This window comes from Nonomuraea sp. NPDC050540 (assembly GCF_044457485.1).
In the GTDB taxonomy this organism is placed as follows: Bacteria; Actinomycetota; Actinomycetes; order Streptosporangiales; family Streptosporangiaceae; genus Nonomuraea.
Map to the genome: position 1 here is coordinate 534,793 of NZ_JBITHA010000006.1, position 19,876 is coordinate 554,668.

Annotated in this window: 19 protein-coding genes; 9 read left to right on the plus strand and 10 right to left on the minus strand. The window is 71.4% G+C overall.

Going from position 1 to position 19,876, the window contains the following annotated elements:
* Window positions 1–34 precede the first annotated feature (34 nt).
* Window positions 35–1,528 carry a TldD/PmbA family protein gene (locus tag ACIBI5_RS23660; protein ID WP_397250084.1) on the plus strand — a complete coding sequence of 498 codons (1,494 nt, stop codon included), beginning with the start codon at window positions 35–37 and terminating at the stop codon, window positions 1,526–1,528.
* The gene (locus ACIBI5_RS23665; RefSeq protein WP_397250086.1) at window positions 1,528–2,895 is read left to right on the plus strand and encodes a metallopeptidase TldD-related protein; all 1,368 of its coding nucleotides are present in this window, start codon (window positions 1,528–1,530) and stop codon (window positions 2,893–2,895) included. Before ACIBI5_RS23660 ends, ACIBI5_RS23665 begins: the two co-directional genes overlap by 1 nt.
* Here the strand turns inward: ACIBI5_RS23665 and ACIBI5_RS23670 are convergent.
* Together ACIBI5_RS23670 and ACIBI5_RS23675 are read right to left on the minus strand one after the other, a co-directional pair.
* Window positions 2,879–3,895, minus strand: a complete 1,017-nt coding sequence (locus ACIBI5_RS23670; RefSeq protein ID WP_397250088.1) for a carcinine hydrolase/isopenicillin-N N-acyltransferase family protein — start codon at window positions 3,893–3,895, stop codon at window positions 2,879–2,881. The genes ACIBI5_RS23665 and ACIBI5_RS23670 overlap by 17 nt on opposite strands.
* A 72-nt stretch (window positions 3,896–3,967) precedes the next feature.
* A complete protein-coding gene (locus ACIBI5_RS23675; RefSeq protein WP_397108224.1) occupies window positions 3,968–4,180 on the minus strand; it encodes a dodecin in 213 nt (70 codons plus the stop codon).
* 98 nt (window positions 4,181–4,278) lie between these two features.
* On the opposite strand from ACIBI5_RS23675, the gene ACIBI5_RS23680 reads away from it, so the two are divergent.
* Window positions 4,279–4,593: a DUF3099 domain-containing protein gene (locus ACIBI5_RS23680; protein ID WP_379617768.1), complete on the plus strand. Its 315-nt coding sequence runs from the start codon at window positions 4,279–4,281 to the stop codon at window positions 4,591–4,593.
* A 293-nt stretch (window positions 4,594–4,886) separates the two neighbouring features.
* Here the strand turns inward: ACIBI5_RS23680 and ACIBI5_RS23685 are convergent, their stop codons facing one another.
* From ACIBI5_RS23685 to ACIBI5_RS23705, 5 genes are all read right to left on the minus strand, one after another.
* Window positions 4,887–5,684: an NTP transferase domain-containing protein gene (locus ACIBI5_RS23685; RefSeq protein ID WP_397250090.1), complete on the minus strand. Its 798-nt coding sequence runs from the start codon at window positions 5,682–5,684 to the stop codon at window positions 4,887–4,889.
* 240 nt (window positions 5,685–5,924) lie between these two features.
* Window positions 5,925–6,923, minus strand: coding sequence for a GTP 3',8-cyclase MoaA (moaA, locus tag ACIBI5_RS23690; RefSeq protein ID WP_397250092.1), 999 nt, complete (start codon window positions 6,921–6,923; stop codon window positions 5,925–5,927).
* A gap of 10 nt (window positions 6,924–6,933) precedes the next feature.
* A complete protein-coding gene (locus ACIBI5_RS23695) occupies window positions 6,934–7,839 on the minus strand; it encodes a GNAT family N-acetyltransferase (RefSeq protein ID WP_397250094.1) in 906 nt (301 codons plus the stop codon).
* Window positions 7,840–7,870: 31 nt separating this feature from the next.
* Window positions 7,871–9,058, minus strand: coding sequence for an RtcB family protein (locus ACIBI5_RS23700; RefSeq protein ID WP_397250096.1), 1,188 nt, complete (start codon window positions 9,056–9,058; stop codon window positions 7,871–7,873).
* A 75-nt stretch (window positions 9,059–9,133) separates the two neighbouring features.
* Entirely contained in the window at window positions 9,134–9,745 is a 612-nt protein-coding gene (locus ACIBI5_RS23705) for an alpha-ketoglutarate-dependent dioxygenase AlkB (RefSeq protein ID WP_397250098.1), read from the minus strand.
* Between the two features lie 120 nt (window positions 9,746–9,865).
* On the opposite strand from ACIBI5_RS23705, the gene ACIBI5_RS23710 reads away from it, so the two are divergent.
* Complete coding sequence (locus ACIBI5_RS23710) at window positions 9,866–10,651, plus strand: isocitrate lyase/phosphoenolpyruvate mutase family protein (protein WP_397250100.1); 786 nt, start codon at window positions 9,866–9,868, stop codon at window positions 10,649–10,651.
* Between the two features lie 45 nt (window positions 10,652–10,696).
* The gene (locus tag ACIBI5_RS23715) at window positions 10,697–11,602 is read left to right on the plus strand and encodes a VOC family protein (RefSeq protein WP_397250102.1); all 906 of its coding nucleotides are present in this window, start codon (window positions 10,697–10,699) and stop codon (window positions 11,600–11,602) included.
* Window positions 11,603–11,638: 36 nt separating this feature from the next.
* On the opposite strand, the gene ACIBI5_RS23720 is transcribed toward ACIBI5_RS23715, so the two are convergent.
* Window positions 11,639–13,669: a glycogen debranching N-terminal domain-containing protein gene (locus ACIBI5_RS23720; RefSeq protein WP_397250104.1), complete on the minus strand. Its 2,031-nt coding sequence runs from the start codon at window positions 13,667–13,669 to the stop codon at window positions 11,639–11,641.
* Window positions 13,670–13,758: 89 nt separating this feature from the next.
* Here ACIBI5_RS23720 and ACIBI5_RS23725 point away from each other — a divergent pair, with 89 nt between their 5' ends.
* The 4 genes from ACIBI5_RS23725 to ACIBI5_RS23740 are packed head-to-tail and all read left to right on the plus strand — an operon-like array spanning window position 13,759 to window position 17,735.
* Complete coding sequence (locus ACIBI5_RS23725; protein WP_397250106.1) at window positions 13,759–14,724, plus strand: LacI family DNA-binding transcriptional regulator; 966 nt, start codon at window positions 13,759–13,761, stop codon at window positions 14,722–14,724.
* Window positions 14,721–15,944 carry an extracellular solute-binding protein gene (locus ACIBI5_RS23730; protein WP_397250108.1) on the plus strand — a complete coding sequence of 408 codons (1,224 nt, stop codon included), beginning with the start codon at window positions 14,721–14,723 and terminating at the stop codon, window positions 15,942–15,944. Before ACIBI5_RS23725 ends, ACIBI5_RS23730 begins: the two co-directional genes overlap by 4 nt.
* A 4-nt stretch (window positions 15,945–15,948) precedes the next feature.
* Window positions 15,949–16,932: a carbohydrate ABC transporter permease gene (locus ACIBI5_RS23735; RefSeq protein WP_397250110.1), complete on the plus strand. Its 984-nt coding sequence runs from the start codon at window positions 15,949–15,951 to the stop codon at window positions 16,930–16,932.
* Entirely contained in the window at window positions 16,929–17,735 is an 807-nt protein-coding gene (locus ACIBI5_RS23740; protein ID WP_397250112.1) for a carbohydrate ABC transporter permease, read from the plus strand. The genes ACIBI5_RS23735 and ACIBI5_RS23740 overlap by 4 nt, the downstream gene beginning before the upstream one ends.
* Here ACIBI5_RS23740 and ACIBI5_RS23745 read toward each other — a convergent pair.
* Together ACIBI5_RS23745 and ACIBI5_RS23750 are read right to left on the minus strand one after the other, a co-directional pair.
* Window positions 17,732–18,346: a trimeric intracellular cation channel family protein gene (locus ACIBI5_RS23745; RefSeq protein ID WP_379639182.1), complete on the minus strand. Its 615-nt coding sequence runs from the start codon at window positions 18,344–18,346 to the stop codon at window positions 17,732–17,734. The two genes, ACIBI5_RS23740 and ACIBI5_RS23745, sit on opposite strands and share 4 nt — an antisense overlap.
* Window positions 18,347–18,356: 10 nt before the next feature.
* Window positions 18,357–19,844: a peptide MFS transporter gene (locus tag ACIBI5_RS23750; RefSeq protein WP_397250114.1), complete on the minus strand. Its 1,488-nt coding sequence runs from the start codon at window positions 19,842–19,844 to the stop codon at window positions 18,357–18,359.
* Window positions 19,845–19,876: the final 32 nt, after the last annotated feature.

Genomic DNA, 19,876 nt, shown 5'->3' on the forward strand with positions numbered 1-19,876 from the left:
GGGGGTACAAGATCACGGGGTTAGGATCGTTGACATGCGTCAAATCGACCCCGATTTCCTCGCGCTGCCCCTCGGGCAGCTCGCGGACGCCGCCTTGCAACGTGCCCGTGACCTGGGTGCCGAGCACGCGGACTTCCGCCTCGAACGCATCAGGGGCGAGTCCCTGAGCCTCTACGACACGCGGCTCGAAGGCGCCGTCGACGCCGACGACCTCGGCTTCGCGGTGCGCGTGGTCAAGGGCGGCACGTGGGGCTTCGCCTCCGGCATCGACCTGACCCCCGAGGCCGCGGCCAGGGTGGCCGAGCAGGCGGTGCGGGTGGCCGAGGTGAGCGCGCCCATCAACAGGGAGCCGATCGAGCTGGCCCCGGAACCGGTCTACTCCGGCCTCACCTGGGTCTCGCCGTATGAGGTGGATCCGTTCGAGGTGCCCCAGGCCGACAAGGTCGCGCTGCTGGCCGAGTGGTCGGCGGGGCTGCTCAAGGGCGCCGACCACGTCTCGGCCCGGCTGCTGCAGGTGAAGGAGCAGAAGTTCTACGCCGACAGCTCCGGCACCTCCACCACGCAGCAACGGGTGCGCCTGCACCCGGCGCTCAACGCCATGAAGGCCTCCGAGCAGGGCTTCGACGACATGTCGACGATCGCGCCGCCGGTCGGACGCGGCTACGAGTACCTGACGGGCACCTTCTGGGACTGGGCGGGCGAGCTGGCCCAGCTGCCGGAGCTGCTGGCCGAGAAGCTGGCCGCGCCGTCGGTCGAGGCGGGCGACCACGACCTGGTCATCCACCCGTCGAACCTGTGGCTGACGATCCACGAGTCGATCGGCCACGCCACCGAGCTCGACCGCGCGCTCGGTTACGAGGCCGCGTACGCCGGAACGAGCTTCGCCACCTTCGACCAGCTCGGCGAGCTCGTCTACGGCTCACCGATCATGAACGTCACCGGCGACCGCACGGTCGAGCACGGCCTGGCCACGATCGGCTACGACGACGAGGGCGTGGCGGGCCAGAGCTTCGACATCGTGCGCGACGGCATCCTGGTCGGCTACCAGCTCGACCGGCGCATGGCGCTGATGAAGGGCTTCGGCCGTTCCAACGGCTGCGGTTTCGCCGACTCCCCCGGCCACATGCCGATCCAGCGCATGGCCAACGTCTCGCTGAAGCCCGCTCCGGACGGCCCGGCCACCGACGAGCTGATCTCGCGGGTGGAGCGCGGCCTGTACATCGTCGGCGACAAGAGCTGGTCGATCGACATGCAGCGCTACAACTTCCAGTTCACCGGCCAGCGGGCCTACCGGATCGAGAACGGCGCGCTGGCCGGACAGGTGCGGGATTTCGCCTACCAGGCGACGACGACGGACTTCTGGCGCTCGATGGAGGCCGTCGGCGGCCCCCGGACCTACGTGCTCGGCGGCGCCTTCAACTGCGGCAAGGGCCAGCCAGGACAGGTCGCGCCGGTCAGCCACGGCTGCCCGTCCGCGCTGTTCCGCGGCGTCCGCATCCTCAACACGGTCCAGGAGGGTGGCAAGTGATGACTCCCCAGGAGATGGTTGAGCGGGCGCTGGAGCTCTCCGGCGCCGACGACTGCATGGTGGTCGTGGACGACGGCTCGACGGCCAACCTGCGCTTCGCGGGCAACACCCTGACCACGAACGGCGTGGCCCGCTCCGCCCAGCTGACCGTGATCTCGATCGCGGGCGGGGGCGTGGGCGTGGTCTCGCGCGCGGCCGTACGTCCGGAGCAGCTCGCAGGCGTGGTGGCCGCGGCCGACGCGGCGGCGCGCGAGGCGCAGCCCGCCGAGGACGCCCGCCCGCTGGTGTCGGGCGTGCCGGCGAGCGCGGGCTGGGCCGATCCGGTCGTGCCGACCGAGATCGGGGTGTTCGGCGAGTTCGCGCCCGCGCTGGGCGAGGCGTTCTCGGCCGCGGAGGCGGGCGGCAGGAGGCTGTACGGCTTCGCCGAGCACACCCTGACCTCGACCTTCCTCGGCTCCTCGACGGGCCTGCGGCTGCGCCACGACCAGCCGACCGGCAGGCTGGAGCTCAACGCCAAGTCGGCCGACCTCAAGCGCTCGGCCTGGACGGGCGTGGCCACGCGCGACTTCGCCGACGTGGACGTCGCCGCGCTCGACGCCTCCCTGGCCACGCGGCTGGAGTGGGCGAAGAACCGCATCGACCTGCCCGCGGGCCGCTACGAGACGCTGCTGCCCCCGAGCGCGGTCGCCGACCTCATGATCTACGCCTACTGGTCGGCGGGCGCCAGGGACGCGCTGGACGGCCGGACGGTCTACTCCAAGCGCGGCGGCGGCACCCGCGTGGGCGAACGGCTCGCGCCGCTGCCGCTCACGCTGGCCGGTGACCCGGCGGCGGAGGGCATCGCCTGCGCGCCGTTCGTCGTGACCCGCTCGGCGGGGCGCGAGAGCTCGGTGTTCGACAACGGGCTGCCGCTGGCGGCGACCGAGTGGGTCTCCGGCGGCACGCTCACGGCGCTGCGCCAGACCCGCTACTCGGCGGAGCTGAGCGGCCTGGCCGTCACTCCCGACATCGACAACCTGATCATGCGCGGTGACGGCGGCAGGTCGCTGAACGAGATGATCGCCTCGACCGAGCGGGGCCTGCTGCTGACCTGCCTGTGGTACATCCGCACGGTGGACCCGCAGACGCTCCTGGTCACCGGCCTGACCCGCGACGGCGTCTACCTGGTCGAGAACGGCGAGGTCGTCGGCGAGGTGAACAACTTCCGCTTCAACGAGAGCCCGGTGGACCTGCTGGGCCGCATCAGCGAGGCGGGCGCCGCCGAGCAGACGCTGCCGCGCGAGTGGAACGACTACTTCACGCGGGCGGTCATGCCGCCGGTGCGGGTGCCGGACTTCAACATGTCGACGGTCAGCCAGGCGAGCTGAGCGTTGGCGAGCTGAGAGTGAAGGTGTGCACGCGTCGCCACCGTTTCGCGGTGACGACGCGTGCGCTCCCCTTGGCCAGGTCGTAGACGACCGACCAGCGGGTGTGGCCCTGGGCGACGCTCCTGAGCAGGTCCAGGGCGTCGGCCTTGGTGGTGAGAGCCTGGTCGAGCGCGCGGTAGCGGGTGTCGGCCAGGCGGGTGTCCCGATCCGATCCGGCCATCGTGATGTTGGTGAGGATCCGGTCGCGGATGATGTGGAGCCGGCCGCCTCCGTACTCGGCGACGGCCGAGGCGCCGGAGCGGTCGGCGATGAGGTAGTGGACCTGTGGCCCGCCGGTGAAGTCGACGGTGCGCGAGCGCATGATCTCCAGCGCCTCCTCCACGGTCGCGGCGCGGTCGAGCATGAGGCGGATGATCCGCAGGCTGCTGATCGCGGGCCGTTCGGGCGTGGGCTCGGGCAGGTCGGCCGTGGGCACGGAGGCCAGGCCCACCGCCAGGCCCTTCTCGTTGACACCGTCGAAGGGCGTCAGGACCGCGTGGGCGAGGCGGCGCCGGTCGGCGGCCAGGTCGGGCGCGCCGCCGTGGTCGAGGATGTAGGAGACGTCGGACATCGCCAGGGAGGCGTAGGCGCCGGGCGGGTCGGACCTGATCATCATCGCCGGGTTGGGGTCCCAGTCGAAGTTGCGGCCGAACTCCCCGCCGCGCAGGAACAGCGAGCAGGCCCAGCCGGAGTCCTTCCTGGCCAGTTCCGCGTTGGTGAGCGGGGCTTCGGGGTCGTAGGAGCCCCGGTAGGTCATCTCGTACAGCGGCAGGTCGTCCACCTGCCGCAGGCTGGCGGCCGTGCGGGCGATCTCGTCGGCGCTCTGCCGTAACAGCGGCTCGGCCGCCGGGGCGCTGCTCACGGGCCTGTCCCTGCCCACGGCGGTTTCCTCCTGTACGGCGCAGCCCCCTGCGAGAACGGTCCCCAGTGCGCAGACCAGCGCCACGGTTCGGCGATGCATCGCGACCCCCTTCGCTCCGAAGTCTCCGATGCACCGCCGGAAATGTCACCCACCACCGCGAAATCGTGACGATCAGCCGTCTTCCAGGCGGAAGCCGACCTTCATCCCCACCTGGAAGTGCGCGACCTCGCCCTGATCGATGTGCCCCCGGATCTCCGTCACCTCGAACCAGTCCAGGTGGCGCAGGGTCTGCGAGGCCCGCCTGATGCCGTTGCGGATGGCCTCGTCGACACTCTCCCCCGAAGTCCCGACTATCTCGGTCACCCGATACGTTCGATCCGTCATCTTCGCCTCCTCTTACTCGAAAGCCATGATCGCATGACCCTCGCTCCGGCACCGGCGCCCCGTCGCGTCCTTCACCTCCGAGGTCTACCGTGGGAGGCATGAGGGGGTGGCGTACGCGCAAGCAGGTCCACCAGGTGACGGACGCGCAGCCGTCGCTCTCCGACGACGTGCGCAAGCGCGAGATCAGCTACCTCATCAAGATGGGCATTCGCACGCTCTGCCTCATCCTGGCCGTCGTGGTGCCCGTCCCGTGGCCGTACCGGCTGCTCTTCATCGCCGGCGCCGTCTTTTTGCCGTACATAGCCGTAATCGGGGCCAATGAGAGGTCGAAGGACTCCCCGCCTCCTACCTTTCACACACCGGAGGCTAACCAAAGCGAGATACCCCTGCACCGACGCGAGATCGGGTCGTGACTAAGTCTTGACGCATCCCACGGGTTGTAGGTGTACGCTTTAGCCAAGCGCTCCGGTCCCCCGTCGGAGTGCTGGTGCCGGCGTTCCGGGCCCCCGTCGGAACGCCGATGAAGCGAAGCCGGGTGGTTTGCCCCCGTAACCACCCGGCTTCGCCCTTTTCTGAGAAGACCTCTTTGCCCCCGCTCAGCGGGTAGGTCTGCTTTCCCGAAATCGTTTACACCTCATCGGTGCGCGAAATTCACAGGAAATCTTCAGGTTTGGTCACGGGTTGACACGAGGAGTTCGTAGCAGTGTCACTCGCCGGTCAGCTTCTCCCCGGTGGCCTCGGTCCAGTCGCCGGCCAGCGCGGTCAACCGGGCCACGGCGTCCTCCGGCGCGGTGCCCGCTCCCTGGGCCAGTCCGAGCAGGTAGGCGGTGAGCGGGGCGGCCGGCCGGGCCACGCCGTGGGCCACCTCCTTGGTGAGATCCAGGATCAGGTCCCGGTCCACCTTGGCCGGGTCGATGCCGAGTTCCCCGCAGACCAGGGCCGTCCACTCGCTGAGCACGTTCATGTGAGCCTCCTCCAGATCGTCCATAGTGTCGCAGTCGAACCAGGGCCGGCCGGGCAACGCCACCCGCACCGGCTCCAGCGGGCCCAGCAGCCCGCGCAGAGACCGCCCGTCATAACCGCCGAGCGCCTCCCTGAGCAGCCCGGCCCGCCAGACCCCGGCCAGCCACTGCTCCCGCCCCCCGTCATCCACCAGAACCGCGCCGGCCGCCGGTCCGCCGGAAGCCACGCCGCGCAGAGCGGCGACGTGGGCGGGGCGCAACAGGGGCATGTCGCCCGCCAGGAGCGCCACCCAGGGCGCCAGAACCTCGTTCAGCCCGGCGCGCAACGCGGGCACCGGCCCGCCACCCCGGGGCTCCTCCAGCACGTAGAGGGCTCGCGGGGCAGACCGCTCCGGCCCCACGACGATCACCCTCCCGGCATCGGGCACGGCGGCCGCCACGATCTCCAGAAGCGAGCGCCCGCCCACGCTCAGGCCGGGCTTGTCCACACCGCCCAGCCGCCGGGCGGCGCCTCCGGCGAGAATCACCGCGTCATACTCCACCCGGTCACGGTAACCGCCGCGATCACCCCCGCACGCCACGGGTTCGCCCCCCGGGGGGCTTGCCCAGGTGGTCCGCGTGCGCTGTATCGGCGCGCGGCCACGTCAGACTGCCGGCCATCGGCCGGGGCCGCGCGCCCGCGACGGCGGGCGGTGGTGGGGCGGCTCGCCGTAACGGCTGGAAGTCCCCCGCAACGGACAGAAACCGCCAGATGCCCGCCACGACGGAGAGAGACGGAGAGCTCAGCCGCCTATCGCCGACATGGGGCGAGACGGCTGGAGGAAGCTGGGGTCATCGATGCCGTGGCCGGGGCGTTTCGCGGCGACGGCGGAGATCCAGCGGGCGGCGAGGTCGTCGTCGGAGGCGCCGGCGCGCATCGCCGTCTTCAGGTCCGACTCCTCCCGCGCGAACAGGCAGTTGCGCACCTGCCCGTCGGCCGTCAGCCGCACCCGGTCGCACGCGCCGCAGAACGGCCGCGTCACCGACCCGATCACGCCCACCCGCGCGGGCCCGCCGTCGACCAGGAACCGTTCGGCGGGCGCGCTGCCCCGCTCCTCCCGGTCGTCGGGGGTCAGCTCGAAGGACGGCGCCAGCATCGCGAGGATCTCGTCGGCGGTGATCATGTTGTCGCGGGTCCAGCCGTGCTGGGCGTCCAGCGGCATCTGCTCGATGAAGCGCAGTTCGTAGCCGCGCTCCAGGCAGTGGCGCAGCAGCGCGGGCGCCTCGTGGTCGTTGATCCCGCGCATGAGCACGGCGTTGACCTTCACCGGCCGCAGCCCGGCGTCATCCGCGGCGGCCAGGCCGGCCAGGACGTCGTCGAGGCGGTCGCGGTGCGCCAGGCGCTTGAACGTCTCCGGCTCCAGCGTGTCCAGCGAGACGTTCACCCGGTCGAGCCCCGCCTCGGCGAGGGCGGGGGCCAGGCGGGCCAGTCCGATGCCGTTGGTGGTCAGCGAGACCTGCGGGCGCGGGCGCAGCCGGGTGGTGCGGGCGACGATGTCGGGCAGTTCGCGGCGCAGCAGCGGCTCGCCGCCGGTGTAGCGGACCTCGGTGATGCCCAGGCGTTCGACCCCGATGGTGACGAGCCTGACGATCTCGTCGGCGGTCAGCAACTGGGCGTTGGGCAGCCAGTCGAGTCCTTCGGGGGGCATGCAGTACGTGCAGCGCAGGTTGCATTTGTCCGTCAGGGACACCCGAAGGTCGGTAGCCACCCTCCCGTAGGAGTCGTTGAGCGTCGGGGTCATGTGGCACACCCTACGGCACGTGCTTCCGCGCGTCGGCGTTCAGGGTCTTCTCAAACCAATGGTGGGCATAAGGCTCCTCGTTGAAGCGGCTCACCTCGTTGTAGCCGGCCGTCTGGTAGAGCCGTTTGGCCTCGGCGAGGGCGGCGTGCGTCTCCAGCCGGACCGTTCTCGCGCCGTGCCCGGCCGCGCGCGCCTCCAGCTCGGCCAGCAGCCGCCGTCCCAGCCCCAGCCCGCGTACGGCCGGCGACACCCACATCCGCTTGAGGTGGGCGCCGTCGCCATGGAACTTGAGCGCCCCGCAGCCGACCGGGTCGCCATGGAGCGTGGCCACCAGGATCAGCCCGTTGGGCGGCGTGAGCTCCCGCTCCCCCGCCGCGATCCCCCGGGCCGGGTCGAACCCCTCGGGGAAGCGCCTGCCCAGCTCGGCGAAGTACTCGCCCAGGCTGTGGCGGGCGTCGGGGTGGCGCGGGTCGCTCACGGCCACCTCGACCATGGAGGCGACCAGCAGCCGCTCGACCTCGGTCATGGCGGCGACGAGCCGCGCGCGCTGGCCGTGGTCGAGCGGCCGCAGGATCGACTCGGCCCGCTCGTCGGAGCGCCGGTCGAGCTCGGCCCGCTCGGCCCGCCCCCGCTCGGTGAGCCGAGCCCGGCGCACCCGCGCGTCGCCCGCGTCGCTCTCGACGACCACCAGCCCGTCGCCCTCCAGGGCGCGCAGGACCCTGCTCAGGTACCCGGAGTCGAGGTCGAGGCGCGCGCGCAGCAGGCGTACCTCGCTGCCCGCGTCCCCGATCTCCCACAGCACCCTGGCCTGCCCGAGCGGACGCCCTCTGGCGAGGAAGGCGTCCTCCAGGGCGCCCACGCGCTGGGTGACGGTGCGGTTGAAGCGCCGCACCCGCTCGACGAGCCTTCCGTCCATTCTCTGACCATAGTCAGACGATCCCGGATCGTCACCCCTTGACGCAGATGAGCTGGCGCAGGTGCGCGACCACCTTCACCAGGTCGGTCTGGGCCGCCATGACCGACTCCAGGTCCTTGTAGGCACCCGGGATCTCGTCCACGATCCCCGCGTCCTTGCGGCACTCCACGCCGAACGTCTGCTCCTGGAGGTCCTTCACGGTGAAGGTCTTCTTCGCCTTCGTCCGGCTCATCTTGCGTCCCGCGCCGTGCGAGGCCGAGTTGAACGCCGCCGCGTTCCCGAGCCCCTTCACGATGTAGGTGCCCGTGGCCATGGAACCGGGGATGATGCCCAGATCACCGCTCCCCGCCCGGATCGCGCCCTTGCGGGTCACGAGCACGTCCACCCCGTCGTACCTCTCCTCCGCCACGTAGTTGTGGTGGCAGGAGATGGGCTGGTCGTAGGTGATGTCCGGGAGGTGGCGGCTGAGGACGTCGCAGACCAGGCCCATCATGACCGCGCGGTTGCGGCGGGCGTAGTCCTGGGCCCAGAACAGGTCGCGGCGGTAGGCGTCCATCTCCGGCGTGCCGCCGAGGAAGACCGCCAGGTCGCGGTCGACCAGGCCCTGGTTGTGCGACAGGCCGCGGGCCACGCCGATGTGGTGCTCGGCCAGTTCCTTGCCGATGTTGCGCGAGCCGGAGTGCAGCACCACCCAGACCCACTGCTCGTCGTCCGCGCAGATCTCCAGGAAGTGGTTGCCGCCGCCGAGCGTGCCCATCTGCACCTCGGCGCGCTCCCTGCGGGCGTGCACCTGCGGCGCGAGCTCGTCGAAGCCCTTCCAGAACGCGCCCCACCCGGACGTCTTCAGCCCTTGGACCGTGGCCGGATCGACGGGCAGCTTGTGGTGGCCGAAGCCGACCGGGACCGCCCGCTCCAGCTTCCCGCGCAGGTACGCCAGGTTGTCGGGCAGCTGCGAGCTCTTGTAGGACGTCTTGACCGCGGTCATCCCGCAGCCGATGTCCACCCCGACCGCGGCCGGGGAGACGGCGTCCTTCATCGCGATGACCGAGCCCACCGTCGCGCCCTTGCCGTGGTGCACGTCCGGCATGACGGCGACACCGTGGACCCACTCCAGGTTCGCCACGTTGCGCAGCTGCTGCATCGCCTGCGGGTCGACGGACCCGGGCTCCGCCCACATCCTGATCGGCCTGCGGGTGCCGGTCACCTCGTTGTACGTCATCTCGTATCGCCTCCTCCCGGGTACATCCCGAACGTGATCAATGACGCCAGAAGCGCGTCACCCCGGGCAACCCATTTAACGCCCCCGGGACTGGAGACGGCTGGAGAAGTTCACGCTGACGCGGGGGCCGGACGGTGTGGTCTGCTTGGGGACGCTGTGGCGCCAGTCGCGCTGGCAGCGTCCGCCCATCACGACCAGGTCGCCCGCGCCGGGGGTCAGCGCGACGCTCCGGCCGCCGGCGCGCGGCTTCAGGAGGAAGCGCCTGGTCGCGCCCAGGCTCAGGACCGGGACCACGCACAGTTCGCGCCTGCACGTGGCCCAGTCGCCGTGCCAGCCGGTGCTGTCGCGGTGGTCGCGGTAGAAGTTGATCCACAGTCCGTCGTACGGCACGCCGTAATGGGCCGACAGCACGGCGGCGGCCGTTCGGAGGAGGTCGTGGGGCGCGTCGGCGAGGTCGGGATACTCCGCGGTCAGCCGGGGCTCCACCATCATGCGGTCGGCGATGCGCCGCAGCCGCTGCTCCCACGCCGCGCCCGCGATGAGCGCGTGCAGCAGGTGCTCGGCGCCGGTCAGCCAGGCGGGCACGTGCTCCACCCAGGAGGTCTCGTCCAGCCGGAAGCGGCGGGCGGTCGCGAACGTGCGGTCGAGGCTCGGCGCCTGCTGCGCGAAGAGGTCGAGCTGGTCCATGCCTCCTGGTGTACGGCACCCGCGCCCGCCCCTTCCGGTCATATCCGGCCATCCCCGGGGGCTGGATGAGGTCCGAATCCGGCCGGTGGAGGCGCGGGCGGCCCGCGTAGGGTCGGCCGCATGACGAGTTCCAAGGCAGAGACCTTCGCCGCCCTGCACCGTCCCGGAGATCCGCTGCTGCTGCCCAACGCCTGGGACGTGGGCTCGGCGGTGGCGATCGCCGCGGCGGGGGCACGGGCGATCGCGACGACCAGCGCGGGAATGGCCTGGTCGCTCGGGTTCGCCGACGGAGCGGACCTGGGCGCCGACCGGGTGGCCGCGGTGGTCGAGCGGATCGCGGCGGCGGTCGGGCTGCCGGTGTCGGCCGACATCGAGGCCGGGTACGACTCGGTCGAGGCGACCGTGACCGCCGTCGTGCAGGCCGGGGCGGTCGGGGTGAACATCGAGGACCGCGTGGCCGGAGTGATGCTCGACCCCGCCGAGCAGGCCGAACGGCTGGCCGCCGCCCGTGCCGCCGCCGATCGGCTGGGCGTGCGCGTGTGGATCAACGCGCGTACGGACGTCTATCTCGCGGGCAGCGGGCGACTCGACGAGGTGAAGCGGCGCGCCGAGGCGTACGCGGCGGCCGGGGCCGACAGCGTGTTCGTTCCCGGGCTGGTCGATCTGGGGGCGCTCGCCGAGCTGTCGGCCGGGCCGCTGCCGGTCGCGGCGATGGCGTGGGCGGGGGCGCCGGGGGTGGCGGAGTTCGCCTCGGCCGGGGTGGCGCGGGTGAGCCTGGGTTCGGCGATCGCGCAGGCCGCCTACGCGCTGGCCGCGAGGGCGACGGCGGAACTGCTGGAGAAGGGCGGGTACGACGCCACGGGGGACGGCCTGCCGTACGACAAAATGAATGCTCTCTATAAATAGAGAGTGTACTCTTCTTTGGGAGTTGACTCCCAAAGGAGGTTTGCGGTGGGTCTGCATCATGTGGGGCATGTCATCGGTGACATGGAGGGGGCGGCGCGGCGTTACCGGCAGCTCGGGTTCACGGTGGCGCCGCCCGCCTATCCCGTGGTGCCCGGCGTCGAGCGGCCGTTCGGGGTGGCGAACGCGCACATCTACCTCGCCGACGGGTTCGTGGAGCTGGTGGCGGTGCTCGACGGGACGCCCGGCGAGGCGCGGCCGATCCCGTTGCGGGTGCCGGACGACAAGCTGCCGGGGCTGGTGGCGGCCATCCGGGCGGCGTCCGCGGCCATCGCGGGCTTCCTGGAGCGTTTCCAGGGCCTGCACATCGTGATCGCCGGCACCTCCGACCTGGACGCGGTGGCCGCGCGGCTCAGCGCCGACGGCGTCGGGCACGGCGGGGTGCATGCCATCCAGCGCCCGGTCGAGACCGCCGCGGGCACCGCGATGGAGCCCGCCCGCTACCTGGAGATCTCCGGCCCGCTGCCGGAGGGCCGGATCGGGTTCGCCGAGAACGGCCCGGACTCCGCGGCCCTGACCGTCGAGCACGCCAACGGCGCGACCGCCCTGGTGGAGTGCGTCCTGTGCGTCGCCGACCAGAATGCCGGCCAGAATGCCGGCCAGGACGCCGGACAGGACACCGGCGAGGAGGCGGCCGCGGCGCGGCGCCGCTACGACGGCTGGGCGGGCGTCAGGATCGTGCCCGCTTCGGCGCTGCCCGGACTGCTGCCCGGCGAGCGCCCACCGGCCCTGCCGGCGTTCGTCGCCTACGCGGTGTCGGTACGCGACCTCGCCGCCACCGAGCGCTTCCTGCGCGGCAACGACGTCCCCCTCGCCACAACCGGCACCGGCGAGATCTTCGTCCCCGCCGAAGCCGCGCTGGGCGCCGCGATCATCTTCCGCCAGGAGAGCTGAAGCGCCGCCGGGAGGATCGCGGCCGCACCAGGGGCGCTAGCGTCCCTCCACCCGCAGTCCCGGAGGCAGGCCCGTGACCCGCGCCGCGCCCGAGCCGTCGACCGTCACGTCCACGGGCGCTCCGGCCACCCGAAGCCCGCGGACGGTCAGCGCGCCCAGCGGCGCCCCCGGGCGGATCAGCACCCGCCCGCCCGGGACATCCGGATAAAGCCCGACAGCGGCGTGAACGATCGCCAGGGAGGAGGCCGCCGACCAGGCCTGCGGACGGCAGGCCGCCGGATACGGCACCGCCCGCCCCATCAGCGAGCGCTCGTCCCCCGCGTGCAGCTCGGGCAGCCGGTAACCGAAGGTCTCCGCGGCCGACAGCAGCCCCTCGGCCAGATGGGCGGCGAGCGCGCCGTGACCGCCGCGGGCGAGACCGGCGATGACGATCGCGGTGTCGTGCGTCCAGATGGAACCGCAGTGGTAGGACAACGGGCTGAACCCCGCGTCCGCCGCCGACATCGTGCGCAGGCCGAACCCGCCCGACATCGCGGGATCGGCCAGCGTCCGCGCGATCCGCCGCTCTTCGCCGGGTGTCAGGATGCCGGTGCCGAGGAGGTGCCCGATGTTGCTGGTCAGCGCGTCGACCGGGCGCTTGTCGCGGTCGAGGGCGAGCGCGGGATAGCCACCGTCCACCCAGAACCGCTCCCTGAACCGCTCGGCCAGCCGCCCCGCGTAGTCACGCCACCGATCGGCGCCGGGCCGCCCGAACGCCTCCAGCAGCGCCGCCCCCGCGAGGGCCGCCTCGTGCGCGTACCCCTGGACCTCGGCGAGGGCGATCGGCGGCTCGGCCCGCGTGCCGTCGCGGAAGCGGACGGCGTCGCCGGAGTCCTTCCATCCCTGGTTGGCCAGCCCGCGGCCACCGGTGTCCAGGTACTCCAGGAAGCCGTCGCCGTCGGCGTCCCCGTCGGCGGCCAGCCAGCCGAGCGCGGCCTCCATGGCGGGGAGCAGGCCGGCCACCTCCTGCTCCGGCAGGCCCCAGCGCCACGCGTCGTGCAGCAGGGCGATCCAGAGCGGGGTGGCGTCGATGGTGCCGTAGTAGGTGGGCGGCAGCCGCAGCCCGCTGTCGAGGACGAACCCGTGCCCGCGCAGCTCGTGCATGATCTTGCCGGGCGCCTCGCCCGTGGCGGCGTCGGACGTGGCGCCCTGGAGGCGGGCCAGGACGCGCAGCGTGCCCGCCGCGAGGGAGGTGCCCAGGGGCAGCATCATGCGCGCGGCCCAGATGCTGTCCCTGCCGAACAGCGTCAGGAACCACGGCACTCCCGCGCCCAGGAACGTCTCTCCGGGCGCCCCGGTCACGGTGAGCCGCAGTGACTCCAGGTCGTCGAGCGATTGGCGGGCCAGCCGTACCAGCCGGGCGTCGTCGGCCTCGATCTCCGGTCTGCTCCACTCGCGGGGGCCGGCCGGTGCCGCGACGACCGCGCGCGGGTCGGTGACGGTGACGTTCCACCGCAGCGTGCGCCGCTCGCCGGGCGCGAGCGTCACCTCCCACCGCGTGCCCGCCTCGCTCCGCTCGCCGCCGTCGGAAGAGGTGACGGTGACGCGGGCGCCTCCGGAGCGCCAGACCAGCTCGCCGCCGGTGGTCTCGGGTTTCAGGGGTACGGCGCCGCCGCCCGACTTCACGACGTCGATGGGGGCGAAGTCGCCGGCCAGGGTGACGGTGACCGTACAGGTGAAGGGGGCCGACGCGGTGGAGGCGATCGTGATCTCCTCGGCCATCGCGCCCGGAGTGACCCGCCGCACACGCTCGACCCGGACGGTGGGGTCGGCGGCGCGGTCGCCCAGCCACCGGGCCAGGGAGACGAAGCGGGCGAGCCCCGCGGCCGGTACGGCGTGGCCGATCGGCTCCGGTTCGCGCCCGTCGATCTCCAGCCTGGCCTGCGAGAGCACGCGGCTGTCGGCGTGGAAGAGCCCTTGCACCCCGGCGGGCCTGATCTGGCCGTCCGCCCCGCTGAGCGCGCTCGTCGGGGCCAGGACGGTGCTGACGAGGTCGTGCAGGAGCGGTTGCAGACGATGGTCGTGCACGGTGAGGACCCCTTGACACTCCGTTTACTTGAACGATCTAATCCTGTCACACACCTTTTAGATCGATCAAACCCCTAGAAAGGTCGTAAATGCCGGAAAAGGTGACGATCGCCGACGTGGCCCGTCATGCCAACGTCTCCCGCCAGACGGTGTCGAACGTGCTCAACTCCCCCGAAGTGGTCAAGGAGGAGACACGGCAGCGGGTGCTCGCGTCCGTGGAGACTCTCGGCTACCGGGTGAGCGCCGCGGCCCGGCAGATGCGGACCGGACGTTCGCGCCTGCTGGCCGTGCGGATCGAGACCACCCAGGATGGCATGAACGTCTTCGACCGTTTCCTGCACGGCCTCACCGAGTCGGCGGCCAGGTCCGGCTACCGCGTGCTGCTCTACGCCGCCGCCGGCGACCGCGCCGAGATCGCCACGATCGATGAGCTGCTGGGCGAGTTCGAGCCCGACGGGTTCGTGCTGACCAGCACCCACCACGGCGACCCGCGCGCCTCCTGGCTGGCCGAGCGCGACCTGCCGTTCGTCACCTTCGGCCGGCCGTGGGGCGCGCCGGCGGCCGGCCACCCGTGGGTGGACGTGGACGGCGCCGCCGGGACCGAGTCCGCCACCCGCCACCTGCTCGGTGAGGGCCACCGCCGGATCGGCTTCATCGGCTGGGAGGCCGGCTCCGGCGTCGGCGACGACCGCAAGGACGGCTGGTGCAGGACGCTGGCCGCGGAAGGGCTCGACGCCGGGCTCGCGCTGGAGACCGACGGCTCCAGCGCCCAGGGCCGGGCGGCCGCGCGGGAGCTGACCGGGCGCGGCGCGACGGCCCTGGTCTGCGTCAGCGACTCCGTGGCACTCGGCGCCCTTCAGGTCCTGCCGGCCGTGGTCGGGTTCGACGACACCCCCGTCGCCGCCGCCGTCGGCCTCACCAGCCTCGGCCAGCCCCTCGCCGAGGCCGCCGCGCACTGCGTCGACCTGCTCACCGGCCGCCTGTCCGGCCGGCCCGCGGCGGCGCACGTGCTGCTCACCCCCTCCCTGGTCATCCGGAAGGAACCCCCCTCATGAAACGCCTCGCGATCCCCGCGGCGGCAGCCGTACTCCTGTCGGCCACGGCCTGCGGCAGTGGCTTCGACGACCAGCGGGCGGCGCCCGCGCAGCAGAGCAGCGGCCCGGCCGCGCTCCAGATCCTGATGGCCTCCTCCGGCGAGGTCGAGACGAACGCGGTCAAGCAGGCGGCCGAGGCCTGGGCCAAGGCCAGCGGCAACACCGCCGCCGTCACCCCGGCGCAGGACATCCACCAGCAGCTCGGCCAGGCGTTCGCGGGCAGCGACCCGCCGGACGTCTTCTACGTCGACGCCGCGCGCTTCGCCGACTACGCCAGCGTGGGCGCCCTGGAGCCCTACGGGGACAAGATCTCCGACGCCCAGGACTTCTACCCGAGCCTGCGCGAGACGTTCACCTACGACGGCACGTTCTACTGCGCGCCCAAGGACTTCTCCACGCTCGCCCTGATCGTCAACGACGAGCTCTGGAAGAAGAACGGGCTGACCGCCGGCGACATCCCCGCCACCTGGCAGGAGCTCGCCGCCGTCACCGAGAAGATCAAGGGCGTGGCGCCGCTGGCGTTCGGCGAGACACGTGACCGGCTCGGCGTCTTCATGGTCCAGTCCGGCGGCTGGATCACCAGCGAGGACGGCAAGCGCGCCACCGGCGACAGTCCGGAGAACCTGGCCGCCCTGGAGTACGTCAAGGGCCTGCTGGCCGACAAGCGTGCCCAGTTCGCCAAGACGCTCGACGCCGAGTGGGGCGGCGAGGCGTTCGGCAAGGGCAAGGCCGCGATGACGATCGAGGGCAACTGGATCAAGGGCGCGATGCGGGCGGACTACCCCGGCGTCGCCTACTCCGCGCACGAGCTGCCCGCCGGGCCCAAGGGCAGGGGCACGCTGTCGTTCACCAACTGCTGGGGCATCGCCGCCAAGTCGAAGAACAAGGCGGCGGCGATCTCGTTCGTCGAGGCGATGACCAAGGCCGGGCAGCAGATGGTCTTCGCCAAGGCGTTCGGCGTCATGCCCTCACGGCAGTCGGCCAAGGACGCCTACCTCAAGGAGTTCCCCGGCGACGGCGCGTTCGTCAACGGCGCGGAGTACGCGCAGGGGCCGGTGAACGCCCCCAAGATGGACAGCGTCCTGTCGGACTACGACACCTCGCTGCAGCAGCTCGCCACCCAGGATCCCAAGGCGATCCTGGCCAGGCTCCAGAAGAACACCGAGAGCGCGCTCGGCTGACGTCATGCGCAGCCGTACCAGGGAGAACCTCGCGGGGTGGCTGTTCGTGGCGCCGGTGGTGGCGATCCTCGGGCTGTTCATGCTGCTGCCGATCCTCATGGCGCTCTGGGTGAGCCTGACCGGATGGAACGGGCAGGGCACCCCGTTCCGGGCGGGCGTGCCGTTCGTGGGCGGGGAGAACTACGCGCGGCTGTTCACCGAGGACGGCCTGGCCCGCGAGAACTTCATGACCAGCATCCGCAACAACATCTACTACGTCGCCGTGGTCGTGCCGCTGCAGACGGCGCTGGCGCTGGGCCTCGCGCTGGCGGTGAACAAGCGCAGGACCTTCTTCCGCACCGCGTTCTACTTCCCCTCGGTGACCAGCTCGGTGGCGATCAGCGTGGTGTTCCTGTTCATCTTCAGCAACTCCGGGGCGGTCAACCAGGTCCTGGGGTTCCTCGGGGTGAACGGGCCGCAGTGGTTCACCGATCCGCGCGGGGTGATCCAGCTCCTCGTCGGCGATCCGCCGGCCGCGCTCACGGGCAACGGCGTGCTGGGCCTGACCTGGTGGGAGTGGCTGTCGGGGCCGAGCGTGGCCATGTGCGCGATCATCGTGCTGGTGGTGTGGACGACGTCGGGCACGTTCATGCTCATGTTCCTCGCGGCGCTGCAGAACATCCCGCGGACGCTGGACGAGGCGGCCATGATCGACGGGGCCTCGCGCCGGCAGCGCTTCCTGAGGGTGACGCTGCCGCTGCTGAAGCCGACGATGTTCCTCGTGCTGACGCTCGGGCTGATCGGCACCTGGCAGGTGTTCGACCAGATCTACGTGATGAGCCAGGGCGATCCGGCCAAGACCACGCTGACGCCCGCGTTCCTGTCGTACCGGACGGCCTTCCGCGACTTCGACTACGGCTCGGGCACGGCGATCTCGTTCGTGCTCTTCCTGATCATCGTCCTGCTGACGCTGCTCCAGCGCTGGATCATGAGGGAGCGCAAGGCATGAGGCGGGTCGTCCTGATCGTCTTCTCCATCGCCTTCGTCTACCCGTTCGTCATCCAGATCGCCAACTCCTTCAAGACCGATCCGGACGCCTCCGCCCACCCGCTCTCGCCCATCCCCGACCCGGCCACGCTGTCGGCGTTCGAGCGGGTGTTCTTCGGCACGGACATGCCGATCTGGCTGACGAACTCGCTGCTGGTCACCGTGGTGCTCACGCTGGGGCGGCTGCTGCTGGACTCGATGGCCGGGTACGCGCTGGCCAGGCTGCGGTTCCGGGGGCGGCGCGGGCTGTTCGCGGCGATCATCGCGATCATGGCGGTGCCGGGCGTCGTGCTCTTCATCCCGAAATTTCTGGTCTTGAACCAGCTGGGGATGTACGACTCCTATCTGGCGCTGATCCTGCCGGTCGTCGCCGACGCGGCCGGGGTGTTCGTGATGAAGCAGTTCTTCGAGTCGGTGCCGCGCAGCGTCGAGGAGGCGGCCCGCCTGGACGGCGCGGGGACCTTCCGCGTCTTCTGGTCCGTGGTCCTGCCGATGTCGCGGCCCGCGCTGATCACGCTCACGATCCTGTCGTTCCAGAGCTCGTGGAACGAGTTCCCGCACACGCTGGTCGCCGTGCAGGACCCGGCGCTGTTCACGCTTCCGCGCGGGCTGGCCGACCTGGTCAGCGGCTCGCTCGGCGGCGGCACCCAGTTCCCGCTCAAGCTCGCCGCCGCACTGCTGGCGACGATCCCGGTCGCCGTCATCTTCGTCGTCTTCCAGCGCCACTTCGTCCGCGACCAGAACCGGGGAGCCGACAAGGGCTAGCCGTCGGGGCGGACGCCGCGGGCCAGGGGGGCGCGCCAGCCGTACCTCATGGCGGCGATGCGCAGGACGAAGGCGATCACGGCGGCCGCCAGCGTCGCGGGCCAGCCGTGCAGGTCGTAGACGTACAGGGCGCCCATGACGGCGGAGCCGACCATCGCGGGCACGGCGTAGAGCTGGCGGTCGTACAGGAGGGTCGGGATCTCGCCGGCCAGCAGGTCGCGCAGCATGCCGCCGCCGACCGCCGTGGTCACGCCCAGCAGGACCGCGTGCAGGGGGTTCAGGCCGTATTCGAGGGCCTTTTCGGTGCCGACCGCGCAGAACAGGCCGAGGCCCGCGGCGTCGAGGATCATGATGGCGGGCATGACCCTGGCCACGTGCGGATGCCAGAAGGCGACGATGACCGTGGCGGCGAGCGGCACCAGGACGTAGCCGAGGCTCTGGAAGGCGGCGGGCCGTACGTTGAGGATGAGGTCGCGGACGATGCCGCCGCCCAGCGCGGTCATCGAGGCGAGCACCGCCATCCCGACCACGTCCAGCCGTTTGCGGACGCCCATGAGCGCCCCGGTGAGGGCGAAGACAAAGATTCCGGCCAGGTCGAGAATTTCGGACACGGTGGATGTTTTACCGGATCGGGGGCATCGTCGGCGTGTCGTGCTCGGCCATCATCTCCCTCAGCTTGCGCACGAACATGAACAGCGCCACTCCCGCGACGATCGCCATCGCGGCGAGCACCAGGTAGTACGTGGTGTCGGACATGACGCTGCTCAGCCTGCCGGTCTGGCCGCCCACCGCGTCGCCGACCGAGACGGCGATGAACCAGACGCCGAGCATCTGGCCCTTGAAGGCCGCGGGTGCGAGCTTGGTCGTGACCGAAAGCCCGACCGGGCTCAGCGACAGCTCGCCGAAGACCTGGATGAGGTAGACCAGCACCAGCCACCACACGCTGACCTTGCCGCTCTCGGCGAGCTTGGCGGCCAGCGCCATCACGACGAAGCTCAGGCCGACCATGATCAGCGCGAACGCGAACTTCTGCGGCGTGCTGACCCGGTTGCCGAGCTTGAGCCACAGCGCCGCGAACACCGGTACGAAGATCATGATGAACAGCGGGTTGAACGACTGCGTGGTGGCCGCCTGGATCGGCACGCCCAGCAGGTTGAGGTCGGTGTTGTTCTGGGCGAAGAACAGCAGCTTGCTCGGCGCCAGGTCGTAGATCATCCAGAAGATGGCCGCGGCGATGAACAACCAGATGTAGGCCTTCATCTTGGAACGTTCGTCGGCGGTCAGCTCGTGGGGGCCGCGCAGCACGTAGAGGAAGTAGACGATCGGCACGGCCAGGATGACGATGGTCACGACCAGCGTGAAGCGGTCGAGGTCGAAGGTGCCGCTGGCGATCCAGACGGCCAGGACGGCCAGCACGACGACGACGCCGACCAGCGTCAGCCGCAGCACCTTGGTGCGCTCCGCCGGGGTCAGCGGCTCGCCGGGCCGGTCGCCGACGCCGCGCAGCTGCTTGCGGCCGAGGGTGTACTGCACCAGGCCGAGCGCCATGCCGACCGCCGCCGCGCCGAAGCCGAGGTGCCAGCGGTCGTCGGCGGCCAGCCAGCCCACGACCAGCGGGGCGAAGAAGGCGCCGAGGTTGATGCCCAGGTAGAACAACGAGAAGCCGGAGTCGCGGCGGCCGTCGTCGCCCTCGGGATAGAGCTTTCCGACCATCACCGAGATGTTGGGCTTGAGCAGGCCGGTGCCGGTGATGATGAGCAGCAGGCCGATCGCGATGAAGGCCGGCCCCTGGACCGGGATGGCCATGCTGATGTGGCCCAGCATGATGACGAAGCCGCCCCAGAACACCGACCTGCGGGCGCCCAGGATGCGGTCGGCGACCCAGCCGCCGGGCAGCGCGACGAGGTAGATGAGCGCGCCGTAGACGCCGACGACGGCCTGGGCGGTCTCCTCGGTCATGCCGAGGCCGCCGGTGGCCGGGGAGGCGGCCAGGAAGGTGGCCAGGATGGCGCGCAGCCCGTACCAGCTGAAACGTTCCCACATCTCGGTGCCGAAGAGCGTGGCCAGACCCCAGGGATGACCGAAGAACGTCCTGCCGCTGCTGCTCATGCGCGCCCCCCGAACGACACGTCGTGCATGTG